The sequence below is a fragment of the Stenotrophomonas sp. 2YAF26 genome (genome assembly GCF_052114625.1).
GTDB classification, from domain to species: Bacteria; Pseudomonadota; Gammaproteobacteria; order Xanthomonadales; family Xanthomonadaceae; genus Stenotrophomonas; species Stenotrophomonas indicatrix.
In genome coordinates this window covers 167,977-179,891 of sequence record NZ_JBFRFC010000001.1, presented here as the reverse complement: position 1 = coordinate 179,891, position 11,915 = coordinate 167,977, and the positions used below count along the sequence as shown (strand labels likewise).

Sequence of the window (11,915 nt, the reverse complement as noted above, 5' to 3'; positions counted from 1 at the left end):
TCGCCCTGCCCCAGCCGCCACTCTATGACCAGCCAAGGATGCTGTGCAAACATCGCCGCGCCTTGTCCCATCTACCTTTTCGCGAGTCTACATGAGCACCAGCCTGCCCTCCCGCCACCAGCGTCTTGTCATCCTCGGTTCCGGCCCGGCCGGCTGGACCGCTGCCGTCTACGCTGCCCGCGCCAACCTGAAGCCGGTCGTCATCACCGGCCTGCAGCAGGGTGGCCAGCTGATGACCACCACCGAAGTGGACAACTGGCCGGGTGACGCCCATGGCCTGATGGGCCCGGACCTGATGACGCGCATGCAGGCCCACGCAGAGCGCTTCGAGACCGAGGTCATCTTCGACCACATCCATACCGCGGACCTGTCGCAGCGCCCGTTCAAGCTGATCGGCGACAGCCACGAGTACACCTGTGATGCCCTGATCATCTCCACCGGCGCGACCGCCAAGTATCTGGGCATCCCGACCGAAGAGGAGTTCAAGGGCCGCGGTGTGTCCGCCTGCGCCACCTGCGACGGCTTCTTCTACCGTGATCAGGACGTGGTCGTGGTCGGCGGCGGCAACACCGCCGTGGAAGAAGCGCTGTACCTGTCCAACATCGCCCGCAAGGTCTATCTGGTCCACCGCCGCGACACCCTGAAGGCGGAAAAGATCATGCAGGACAAGCTGTTCGCCAAGGTTGAAGCCGGCAAGATCGAAACCGTCTGGCACCACCAGGTGGAGGAAGTACTGGGCAACGAGGCCGGCGTGACCGGCGTGCGCGTGAAGTCGACCCTGGACGGCAGCACCCGCGACATCGATGCCCACGGCTTCTTCGTGGCCATCGGCCACCACCCGAACACCCAGCTGTTCGACGGCCAGCTGACCATGAACAACGGCTACCTGGAAATCCGTTCGGGCCTGGGCGGCAACGCCACCCAGACCTCGGTGGAAGGCGTGTTCGCCGCCGGCGACGTGGCCGACCAGCACTATCGCCAGGCGATCACCTCGGCCGGCTTCGGCTGCATGGCCGCACTGGATGCAGAGCGTTACCTGGATGCACAGGGCAAAGCCAGCTGAGGCTGGCTTCCATAGCGCCGAGGCATGATTGACCGGGAAGGCCGACGCGAAAGCGCCGGCCTTTTCCTTTCAGCAGTGCCAGGCGTTGCCTGGCAAGAATGGCCCTGGCCGCAACAAGCTGGACCGGTTACGCACACCCAGCCCGCATCCCACCTGCCCTATCCTTTCCCCCATGCCCAGCGCCCGCTTCCTCGACTCCCTGCAGTCCGTTCCCGCCACCGACTGGGATGCCCTGCACGACGGCGGCAACCCATTCGTCAGCCACGCTTTCCTGTCCGGCCTGGAAACCTACGGTTGCCTGCGCGAGGACTGGGGTTGGCAGCCGCAGCATCTCACCCTGTGGGACGGCGATGCCTTGCTCGGTGCCATTCCCGGCTACCTGAAGACCAACTCGCATGGCGAGTTCGTGTTCGACCACGCCTGGGCCAATGCCTATGCGCGCCATGGCCGCGACTACTACCCGAAGTGGCTCGGTGCGGTGCCGTACTCGCCGGTGAGCGGCCCGCGACTGCTGGCCCGTGATGCGTCGCAGCGCACTGCCCTGCTGACGGCACTGCGCGAACAGATGCCCGCACTCGCCGTGTCGTCAGCGCACATCAATTTCCACACGGCAGCTGACGAAACAGCCTTTGGCGACGACTGGCTGTTGCGCGAGGACATCCAGTTCCAGTGGCAGAACCCAGGTGACTGGAGCACGTTCGAGCAGTTCCTGGGCGCGATGAACCACAAGCACCGCAAGAACATCCGCCAGGAGAGGTCCAAGGTGAACCGGCAAGGCATCACTTTCCGGGTGGTGCATGGCGACGAAGCCACCCGCGCCGATCTGCAGGCCATGTACCGCTTCTACCTGCAGACGTTCCTGGAATACGGCAACGCGCCGGCGCTGACCGAGGCGTTCCTGCGCCATCTGGCAATTTCACTCGGGCGCGGGCTGGTGCTGTTCCTGGCCGAACAGGACGGTGAGCCGATCGCCGGCGCGCTGTGCCTGCGCGGCGGCGACACGTTGTACGGCCGCTATTGGGGCGGCGCCACCCTGCCCGGCCTGCACTTCGAGGCCTGCTACTACCAGGGCATCGAGTACTGCCTGCGCGAGGGCGTAGCCCGCTTCGAGCCGGGTGCGCAGGGCGAGCACAAGCTGGCACGTGGCTTCCTGCCCACCATCGTGCGCAGCCGGCACTGGGTGGCCGATGCGGACTTCGCCGATGCGCTGCGCGACTGGTGCCGGCAGGAGCGGCGGGATGTGCGGCGCTACCAGCAGGAGCTGCAGGGGCATGGGCCTTTCCGCATAGAGACCCCAGACGACAATACCCGCTCGTAACTCAGAGTTGCCGCGCGCTTAGATGATTTTAATGTGGGGCCAGATGGCGCCATCGATGTCGATGAACTCCACACCCTTGAGTCTCTGACCCGCAGCCTGCCGGAACTGCTCAGAGCAAATCAATGTATGACTGCTCCCCGACATGCCCTTGAATCGAAAAATGGGCTCGACAAACCCCTCTCTGACTACAAGCGTCTTCACCCGATGGATGTTGCCGTACGTCCTGTCACGAACTAAAAGTGACTCAGGTGCCGCAACGTCAAGAACGTCAAGCTCCTTGAAGATCACAGCGCTGTAGCTGAACTGCACCAAGTCGACACCGCGCCTCGACCGCACTGTAAGAGGTGACTGATCGACGAATCCTGCGCCTGCGTTGCGACTGATCTCCATAAACCGATCACTCGCAAAGTACGCACCTTGACCGGCGCTACAGATGTCAAACCTCCACCGAGGATCCCAGTTCACCGCGATCATTTCAGGTTGAAAGACCGGGGCATACTCCCCCTCTCTTCTCCCATGCCATAAGGGCCGTTTGCAGCGCTCATTGTCGGCATAGTAGTGATCGCAGAGGTGCGGGTGCCCCTTGTCAACGATGAAGGCTTCCACAAGCCCGGGACAGCCCGGCTCCTTGAGCCGGGACATCACAAAGAATTTCATCAAACAATCCGGGGGTTGGATGTGATCCCAGCCTGACGAACTCATCTCAGCTCTTCAATAGGATTTCTTGCATATCTTTCAGCGACAAAGATGACCAAACCAGAACAGCGCGACCTGTAGCTGAGGCCGATTTTCCAGCGTACCTGCGGCTTCCTGCCCACGCTCGTGCGCAGCCGACACTGGGCGGTCTATGTAGATTCCACTCGTAGCATCGAGCCTGCTCGACTCAATCAGCTGTACTGGCTGTAGTGCCCACTGATCCGGCAATGGTCACACCAGAACGTATAGAGCATTCCTCCATTCATCCACTGCATCAGAGAGCCATCATCCAAAGGAATGTGGGAGTCAAGCTGCATGACAAAGAACATCGTGCGGCAACAATCGGGACAGGACAGATAGAACCCGCTCTGGATCCAGGATGGCAGTCCGCCCACCCGGCTGTAATTCTGCCGGCCGCCCACATAGCTAGGCGGTTGCCAGAAGCGACCCGGAAGCTCGACCAGATCGACGCCCGCCACCAATAGCGAAGGCGACGTTTCGGAACATGCACGCGGGTCGAGAACCTGCGATTCATGGGCGAAGGGAAGACCCTGCGCATCGTGGCGGAAGTACACGGGATCTCCGTGGCACCAACCGGACTCTCCATTGTCTGGGCAGTCCAGGCATATGCCGAGTGTCACCATCGAGAGGGTGCACGGGCCGATCAACGCCAGCTCCAGTTCCAGCAAACGCTGCAACGGTGAGTCGCATATTCCACACCGCCCTTGCAGGCGACCGCCCATATGCGCCGTTGCCTTTGCACTCCCGCCCTTCCAAGTTGGATGCAAACGCTGGAGGCGGCGCTCCACGCCCGTGGATTCCGCCAGTTGCAAGCGCTGGAGCTGCGCATTGAAACGCAGGTGCAGACCATACCCTCCATGCAGCGCGCGTCCGGAGCCCGCCTCGAGACCAGACAATCCCTCTCGTCCAATTGTTGCCCAAGGGTCATTCCGTGAACCGTGTAGATCACGCACGGCGTCCTGGAACTCCACTACCCCGCTCATTTCAAGCGGCATTCCGGGCAAGCCAGCAGCAGATGAGGATGCCCCTCTTGCCTCCTGAATCCACCGCCGGCCGACCTCAATCGGCAGCTCCCGCCAGAACGGGCCTTCTATAGGCTCATGGGCCGACAGGCGTAGGACGGCATCCCAGTCATCATGGAGCAATCCGGGGGAACGATAGGCTGCCTGCGCCGCGATCTCGGCTGCCAGCCAGTGGTTATTACCGCTCTTGAACTCGATCCAAGCAAACCTGCAAACCTCTGTGGCACGGTCATCCGGCAGCAACTCAGCCGCAGCCCTTAGCATCCCGCTTCTCTTCGCCCGAACCTTCATCGCCAGAATGAGCAGTGTCGAGAGGGCGGCGGGATCACGCTCAGAGAGATCGAGCATCGCAACCAAGGCTCTATCTGAGCCCCCGGGCGTTTGAGCGATCTCAAGCAGCTCTTGCATGGCAGCAATACAGGTCATGGCAGTCCGCCCAGGGCATGTAAACCAAAAGGGTGACTGGAGGTGCCTCACAAGGGAATGCAACAAATCTCAAAAATGGAAGCCTTCAGGCGACCGACGCGCTCAGGTGCACTGCCAGAAATGCCCGCTCACCCGGCATTTCGCGCACCAGAAGCTGTACAGCATGCCGCCACTCCCCCATAGCAACATGCCTTCATTGGTGGTCGGCAACGTTGAGTCGAGTTGCATCACGAAAGGCATCTGCTCGCCGCAGTCGATGCACGCCGGGTAGTGCGCGCTCTGCACCCAGCTGGGCGCGCCCCCCACCCGTGACAGGTTCTGCCGATGATTGGACTGGCCCCAGTCCTGCTGCTGCCAGCGAGGGCTGTCCATCGCGGCAAGACCAACCTCTGCCTGCATCAGGTCACCGCTGTCGGTGGGATTGATCGGCACTTCGCAGTGCTGGCTGGGGTGGCAGCTCGGCACGCCCTCCGCATCGTGACGATAGAAGCGCACGGGTGGATCTTCCCAGCCGCAACAGTCCAGGCACAGGCCCAGGGTGATCGAGCCGGCCGCTCCCTCCTCCAGCGCCACAGCGTCGGTCTGCAGCAGGCGCTGCAGCGGTGCATGACAGCTGCCACACACGGCATCGAGCGGGCCGCCCATGTGCCCGGCATGCTGTACCTGACCGCCATTCCAGCTGGGATGCAGCCGCCAGATCCGTTTGCGCCAGCCCGGCTCTTCGGCCACCTGTGCACGATGTTGCTTGCTTCCGAAACGCAGGTGCAGCGGTTGCCGGCCATGCAGATGGCGCAGACGCGGGCCATCGGCCAGGCCCGCCCAGTGCGCCCAGACCTCGGCATCCAGATCGCTCCAGTCGGCCAGGTAGCCACGGGCCGCGGCATGAGTCTCCGGCTGGGTGGCCAGCAGCACTGCCTTGGCCCGCTCCAGTTCGCGATCGTCGTCTGCCTCGGTCAACCGATGCGCCCAGTCAGTCGCAACCAACGACGGCAATGCCTGCCAGACCTGCGAGGCCAGCTGGATGTCATCCTCGATGGCGACTTCCAGCAGCGCCTCCCAATCGTCCTGCAGCGTGTGCGGCGCCTGGTAGCTGGCAAACTCCAGCACGCTGGTCAGCAGCTCGCCGCGCTCGCCGTCACGATAGCGCCGCCAAGCGTCAATACAGACCGGGGCGACAGCCTCGTCCGGCAGCAGATCCAACGCCGTGTCGAGGAAGGTGGAGCCGGGTGAGCGCCGATCCAGCGCCTGCAGCAGCAGCGCGCCAAGCTGTGGGCGGTCTTCGCTGGCCAGGGTCAACAGCATGGCCAGGCTGTCATTGCGTGTGCGCGGCGCATCGTGCGCATCGAGGATGGCGGTGATCGGATCGCTCATGCGGGGCTCCTTGCCGGTAGTGCGTGATGGTGCCAGACATCGCGCATCGCCACGACGAATACAATGCCGGCATGACCCGTCAGTTGCCCTGGCGCCTGGCCGATGCGCCGGATGCCCCCTTCCCGCCGGCCGAGACAGCGCTGCGCCAACCCGATGGCCTGCTTGCGGTGGGCGGCGACCTGCATCCGCTGCGCCTGCTCAACGCCTATGCCGGCGGCATCTTTCCGTGGTTCAGCGAAGGTGAGCCGATCCTGTGGTGGTCGCCGGACCCGCGCATGGTGTTCCGTACCGACGGCGTGCACCTGAGCAGCAGGTTCCGCCGGCAGCTGCGTGGCAACCACTGGGAAGTGACCGCCGATACCGCCTTCAGCCAGGTGATGCGTGCCTGCGCCAGCGCCCCCCGCCCCGGCCAGGACGGCACCTGGATCAGCCCGGCGATGGTGGATGCCTACAGCCAGCTGCACGACCTGGGTTTCGCACATTCCTTCGAGGTGTGGGATCGGCAGACGCTGGTCGGCGGCATCTATGGCGTGGCCATCGGCGAGATGTTCTTCGGTGAAAGCATGTTCAGTGGCGAAAGTGGCGGCTCCAAGGTGGCACTGGCCGCACTGGCACGAACGCTGCACGGCTGGGGTTGGCCGCTGATCGATGCGCAGGTGGAAAATCCGCATCTGCTGCGCATGGGCGCCGAGCACCTGCCGCGCGCGCCGTTTCTGCAGCAGGTCCGCAGTGCGGTGCAGGCGCAGGGCCGGGAAGGCGCCTGGACCCGGCTCGTCGGGCGCGTGCCGGCAGCGGATTTTGCCGGGGAATAACACAATCTTTGCAAGCTGGGCGTTTGACGCGTAAAATGCTGCGCCTTAGGCCCAGCGTGGCCGTTTTCTGAACCGCACAGGACTACATGTCGAAAGACGATTCCATCGAGTTCGAGGGCACCGTCAGCGAGACGCTGCCGAACACCACTTTCCGCGTTCGTCTGGAAAATGGGCACGAAATCATCGCCCACATCTCCGGCCGCATGCGCAAGAACTACATCCGCATCCTCACCGGTGACCGGGTCAAGGTTGAAATGACCCCGTACGACCTGACCAAGGGTCGTATCACCTACCGAATGAAGTAAGCGGCTGGCGCGTTGCGCCACCCCGACAAGGCCAGCCCTGGACGCTGGCCTTTTGTCATGCCTGCAATCCGGCCCTGCCGGACGACACCCTGACCGAATGCACCGTGACATCGGTCAGCCATGCTTGCGGCAGATTCGCATTCGCAGCTGTGGCGGCATCGTGGCATCCGATCCAGTCCGGATCGCCACCCCCTGCCCCTGCCATGAACGTGACCTCCCTGCCCGCTGGCTTCGCCGCCCTGGTACTCAGCACTGCCGCCCTGATCGCACCCGCCGCCCAGGCCGCCGACACGCCGTCGGCAAGCGCCGGTGACAGCTGCATTGCCCTGAGCGAAGACCAGCAGATCGTCCGCGCCGGCGCCGATCGTGATGTGCTGCTGCGCAATGGTGACCAGCACTATCGCGTTGTGTTCAAAACCTCCTGCAACAACGCAGTGACCTCGCGCCGGCTGGCGTTTGAAACCCAGGGCGAGAGCAACCAGCTATGCGGCGACTCACGCAGCGAGCTGAAGACCGACCGCGCCAACTGCACGGTCGAGCGTATCGAGCCACTGGACGCCGCCGCCTTCAAGCGCATGGCCCGCCAGCGCAGCCGCTGAAGGGCTGACACGACAAGGGCGGCCTGAGCCGCCCTGTCGTTGCTTCCGTCGCCGGGCAATGCCCGACAGGCGCTTACTCAACCGTGGCCGGCAACAGCCGCTCAGGCTCGGCCTGCGCCTCGACAACCAGCTCGTCGTTGCGCACGTCGATGCTGACCTTGCCGCCGTTGACCAGCTTGCCGAACAGCAGTTCGTCGGCCAGCGGGCGCTTCACCTTGTCCTGCAGCACCCGCGCCATCGGGCGGGCACCCATCAGCGGGTCGAAACCGTGGTGGGCCAGCCAGTCGCGCGCAGTCGGCGTGGCCGACAGGCTGACGTGCTTCTCCTGCAGCAGCATCTCCAGCTCGATCAGGAACTTGTCCACCACGCGCAGGATGTGTTCGAAGCCCAGCGGCTGGAACTGCACCACCGCATCGAGGCGGTTGCGGAATTCCGGGGTGAACGCACGACGGATGGTCTCCATCGCATCGGTGGCGTGGTCCTGCTTGGTGAAACCGATCGAGCGCCGCGAGGCCTGCGCCGCGCCGGCGTTGGTCGTCATCACCAGCACCACGTTCTTGAAGTTGGCTTCGCGGCCGTTGGTGTCGGTCAGCACGCCGCGGTCCATCACCTGCAACAGGATGTTGAAGATGTCCGGGTGCGCCTTCTCGATTTCATCCAGCAGCAGCACGCAGTGCGGCGTCTTGACGATCTTCTCGGTCAGCAGGCCACCCTGGTCGAAGCCGACGTAGCCCGGAGGAGCGCCGATCAGGCGGCTGATCGAATGCGGCTCCATGTATTCGGACATGTCGAAACGGACCAGTTCGATGCCCAGCTGCAGCGCCAGCTGCTTGGTCACCTCGGTCTTGCCGACACCGGTGGGGCCGGCGAACAGGAAGTTGCCGATCGGCTTTTCCGGATTGCCCAGGCCCGAGCGTGCCAGCTTGATGGCCGACGCCAGGGTGCCGATGGCAGGATCCTGGCCGAAGATCACCATCTTCAGGTTGCGCTCCAGGTGCTGCAGCACATCCTTGTCGGTGGCGCTGACCTGCTTGGCCGGGATGCGCGCCATCTTGGCGACGATGGCCTCGACTTCCTCGACGTCGATCAACTCCTTGCGCTGGCCTTCCGGCATCAGGCGCTGGCGGGCACCGGCCTCATCGATCACGTCGATGGCCTTGTCCGGCAGCAGGCGATCGGCGATGTGCTTGACCGACAGGTCGACGGCGGCCTGCAGCGCTTCATCGGCGTAGGTGACGCCGTGGTGGGCTTCGTACTTGGACTTCAGACCCTGCAGGATCTCGTAGGTTTCGCCCACGGTCGGCTCGACGATGTCGATCTTCTGGAAGCGACGGGCCAGCGCCCGGTCCTTCTCGAAGATGCCGCGGTATTCCTGGAATGTGGTCGAGCCGATGCAGCGCAGCTCGCCCGACGCCAGGGCCGGCTTGATCAGGTTGGAGGCGTCCATGGTGCCGCCCGACGCCGAGCCGGCGCCGATGATGGTGTGGATCTCGTCGATGAACAGCACCGCATTGGGCACCTTCTTCAACGCGGTCAGCACACCCTTCAGGCGCTTTTCGAAGTCGCCGCGGTACTTGGTACCGGCCACCAGCGCGCCGAGGTCGAGCGAATAGATGACCGCATCGGCCAGCACGTCCGGCACCGAACCCTCAACGATGCGTCGGGCCAGGCCCTCGGCAATCGCGGTCTTGCCGACGCCGGCCTCGCCCACGTACAGCGGGTTGTTCTTGCGGCGGCGGCACAGGACCTGGATGGTGCGCTCGATCTCGTCGGCACGGCCGACCAGCGGGTCGATGCGACCGGCACGCGCCTGCTCGTTGAGGTTGCTGGCGAACTCGGTCAGGGCATCGCCCTTGGGCTCGCCTTCGCCCCCTTCCATGCGGCCCTCACCCTCGGAGGAGGACGGCTGCTCGCCTTCCTCGCCCAGCTTGGCGATGCCGTGGGACAGGTAATTGACCACATCCAGCCGGGTGACATCCTGCTGGTTGAGGTAATAGACCGCGTGGGAGTCCTTCTCGCCGAAGATGGCGACCAGCACGTTGGCGCCGGTGACCTCCTTCTTGCCGGAGGACTGCACGTGGTACACGGCCCGCTGCAGCACGCGCTGGAAGCCCAGCGTGGGCTGGGTATCGCGGCCGTCATCTTCGGCCAGGCGGGACACGGAGGCCTCGATGGCCTGCTCCAGCTCCTGGCGCAGGCGGTCGGCGTCGGCGCCACAAGCCTTCAATACGGCCTGGGCGGACGGGTTGTCGAGCAGTGCCAACAGCAGGTGTTCGACCGTCATGAACTCATGTCGGGCCTCACGGGCGCGCTTGTAGCACTGGCCGATGGTGTGTTCGAGGTCTTTGCTGAACATGGATTACTCCGGCGGCAGTTGGAGACAATATGCGGCCTGACTACACGATTTCCATCACCCTAGCGGATTGCGACGTTCAGATGGCGTTAGCACTACCAAACGCTTGATCATCGTTCACTCCAGGACAGCCCACCCACATGAGCGAACCCTACCTGAGCCGCTGGCGATTGCGACGTGATGGTCCTTCGATCCGCACCCCCCATGCCCGGCTCTGGCCGGTGCTGACCGCCTCTGGCGAGGCGGCCATGTTGAAGGTGAGCACGGAGACAGAGGAACAGAACGGCCATCGCCTGCTGCGCTGGTGGAACGGCAACGGTGCCGCACGCCTGCTGGCCCACGAGGGGCCGGCGATCCTGATCGAACGGGCGCGCGGCGATTCGCTGCGGCAACGCTCGATCGGGGGCGAGGACGACGCCTGCACCATGATCCTGTGCCAGGTCCTGCAGCAACTGCACCGGCCACGGAGCGCGCCACCAGAAGATCTGGTCTGCCTGCGTAGATGGTTCGCCGATCTGCTGCAACCAAGGGCACCGCTGCCGCCATTGCTGGAACAGTGCAGATCGCTGGCGATGGCACTGCTGGAGGACGAGCAGGAGATGCGGCCCCTGCATGGCGACCTGCACCACGACAACGTGCTGGATTTCGGCGCGCGGGGCTGGCTGGCGATCGACCCGAAGCGGTTGCTGGGCGACCGCGCGTTCGACTACACCACGATGTTCAGCAACCCGGACCTGTGCGGGCCGGGCATCCATGTGGCAACACGGCCCGAGCGCTTCCATGCCCGGGTGGAACAGGTCTGCCGGCTGGCCGATCTCGAGCGCACGCGGCTGCTGCGCTGGATCGCGGCCAGTGCCGGCCTGTCAGCGGTGTGGTTCAGGGATGATGGTGACCCGGCCGACATCGATGAGGCGGTGGCCGTGATGGCCCTGCAGGCGCTGGCGGAGGCGTGACTCGAACCTGGCAGGTGCCCACCCTGATGGGCACGCCGTGCCAGGATCAGGCCTTCTCCATCGTGCACAGCAGCGGGTGCTGGTTCATCCGCGCGTACTCGTTGACCTGGGCCACCTTGGTTTCGGCCACTTCGCGGGTGAACACACCGCAGACGCCACGGCCACGGGTGTGGACGTGCAGCATCACCTGGGTGGCCTTGTCCAGATCCATGTTGAAGAACTGCTGCAGGACGTCCACGACGAAATCCATCGGGGAGTAGTCGTCATTGAGCAGCATGACCTGATAGAAGGGCGGCGGCGCCACTTCCGGGCGCGCGGGCTCCACGGCAACGCCGTGCTCGTGGTGGGAATCGGGGGCGGACTCGCGAGGCATCTGCCGATTATAAGGGGTGCGACGGCCTTGCGTAGGCCCCGCGTGGAATGGACGGCACGGGCGCCCGCCGTCACAATTGCACCTTCCCACACACTTGGTTTCACAGGATCTTCATGAAAAGGACCCTTCTCTCCGCCCTGCTGATCGCCCTGGCTGCCGCGGGCACCGCTGGCGCTGCGACCACCACTGACAGCACGAAGGCCGACAAGGCCGTTGCCCGTCACCTGGAAAAGCTGGGTTACACCTACGAGGTCGATGAAGACGGCGATTACCAGATGGTGTTCGATGTCGAAGGCGATCGCACCCAGATCGTCTATGTGCGCTCGTCGGTGGAAGACTTCGGTACCCACAACATCCGCGAGATCTGGTCGCCGGGCTACACCTCGCAGACCAAGCAGTTCCCGGTGGCCGTGGCCAACCGCCTGCTGGAAGATTCGCAGGACGCCAAAATGGGCGGCTGGGTGAAGCAGGAGTCGACCGCGATGTTCGTGGTGAAGATCGATGCCGACGCCACCTCCGACCAGCTCAGCGACGCCATCGATGCGGCCATCCGCACCGCCGACGCGATGGAGCTGGAGCTGACCAAGAAGGACGATCTCTGAG

12 protein-coding genes are annotated in these 11,915 nt (G+C 64.2%); 7 read left to right on the top strand and 5 right to left on the bottom strand.

Annotation, left to right across the window (positions count from 1 at the left end):
• Positions 1 to 91 precede the first annotated feature (91 nt).
• Positions 92 to 1,063: a thioredoxin-disulfide reductase gene (trxB, locus tag AB4Y98_RS00790; protein ID WP_442243517.1), complete on the top strand. Its 972-nt coding sequence runs from the start codon at positions 92 to 94 to the stop codon at positions 1,061 to 1,063.
• Between the two features lie 172 nt (positions 1,064 to 1,235).
• Entirely contained in the window at positions 1,236 to 2,381 is a 1,146-nt protein-coding gene (locus AB4Y98_RS00785; protein ID WP_442243516.1) for a GNAT family N-acetyltransferase, read from the top strand.
• Positions 2,382 to 2,399: 18 nt separating this feature from the next.
• Here the strand turns inward: AB4Y98_RS00785 and AB4Y98_RS00780 are convergent, their stop codons facing one another.
• From AB4Y98_RS00780 to AB4Y98_RS00770, 3 genes are all read right to left on the bottom strand, one after another.
• The gene (locus tag AB4Y98_RS00780; RefSeq protein WP_363733196.1) at positions 2,400 to 3,038 is read right to left on the bottom strand and encodes an imm11 family protein; all 639 of its coding nucleotides are present in this window, start codon (positions 3,036 to 3,038) and stop codon (positions 2,400 to 2,402) included.
• 230 nt (positions 3,039 to 3,268) lie between these two features.
• Entirely contained in the window at positions 3,269 to 4,528 is a 1,260-nt protein-coding gene (locus tag AB4Y98_RS00775) for a hypothetical protein (RefSeq protein WP_442243515.1), read from the bottom strand.
• A 120-nt stretch (positions 4,529 to 4,648) separates the two neighbouring features.
• Positions 4,649 to 5,917 carry a hypothetical protein gene (locus AB4Y98_RS00770; protein ID WP_442243514.1) on the bottom strand — a complete coding sequence of 423 codons (1,269 nt, stop codon included), beginning with the start codon at positions 5,915 to 5,917 and terminating at the stop codon, positions 4,649 to 4,651.
• A gap of 71 nt (positions 5,918 to 5,988) precedes the next feature.
• On the opposite strand from AB4Y98_RS00770, the gene aat reads away from it, so the two are divergent.
• From aat to AB4Y98_RS00755, 3 genes are all read left to right on the top strand, one after another.
• On the top strand, positions 5,989 to 6,729 hold the full coding sequence (gene aat, locus AB4Y98_RS00765) for a leucyl/phenylalanyl-tRNA--protein transferase (protein ID WP_312786030.1): 741 nt from the start codon (positions 5,989 to 5,991) through the stop codon (positions 6,727 to 6,729).
• A gap of 86 nt (positions 6,730 to 6,815) precedes the next feature.
• Entirely contained in the window at positions 6,816 to 7,034 is a 219-nt protein-coding gene (infA, locus tag AB4Y98_RS00760; protein ID WP_005409596.1) for a translation initiation factor IF-1, read from the top strand.
• Between the two features lie 203 nt (positions 7,035 to 7,237).
• A complete protein-coding gene (locus AB4Y98_RS00755) occupies positions 7,238 to 7,633 on the top strand; it encodes a hypothetical protein (protein WP_442243513.1) in 396 nt (131 codons plus the stop codon).
• A 73-nt stretch (positions 7,634 to 7,706) separates the two neighbouring features.
• Here AB4Y98_RS00755 and clpA read toward each other — a convergent pair whose 3' ends face one another.
• Positions 7,707 to 9,989 carry an ATP-dependent Clp protease ATP-binding subunit ClpA gene (clpA, locus tag AB4Y98_RS00750; RefSeq protein WP_032974818.1) on the bottom strand — a complete coding sequence of 761 codons (2,283 nt, stop codon included), beginning with the start codon at positions 9,987 to 9,989 and terminating at the stop codon, positions 7,707 to 7,709.
• Positions 9,990 to 10,126: 137 nt separating this feature from the next.
• On the opposite strand from clpA, the gene AB4Y98_RS00745 reads away from it, so the two are divergent.
• Complete coding sequence (locus AB4Y98_RS00745) at positions 10,127 to 10,939, top strand: APH(6) family putative aminoglycoside O-phosphotransferase (RefSeq protein ID WP_442243512.1); 813 nt, start codon at positions 10,127 to 10,129, stop codon at positions 10,937 to 10,939.
• Positions 10,940 to 10,985: 46 nt separating this feature from the next.
• On the opposite strand, the gene clpS is transcribed toward AB4Y98_RS00745, so the two are convergent.
• Entirely contained in the window at positions 10,986 to 11,312 is a 327-nt protein-coding gene (clpS, locus tag AB4Y98_RS00740; protein WP_025879127.1) for an ATP-dependent Clp protease adapter ClpS, read from the bottom strand.
• Between the two features lie 113 nt (positions 11,313 to 11,425).
• On the opposite strand from clpS, the gene AB4Y98_RS00735 reads away from it, so the two are divergent.
• Entirely contained in the window at positions 11,426 to 11,914 is a 489-nt protein-coding gene (locus tag AB4Y98_RS00735) for a hypothetical protein (RefSeq protein WP_025879126.1), read from the top strand.
• Position 11,915: the final 1 nt, after the last annotated feature.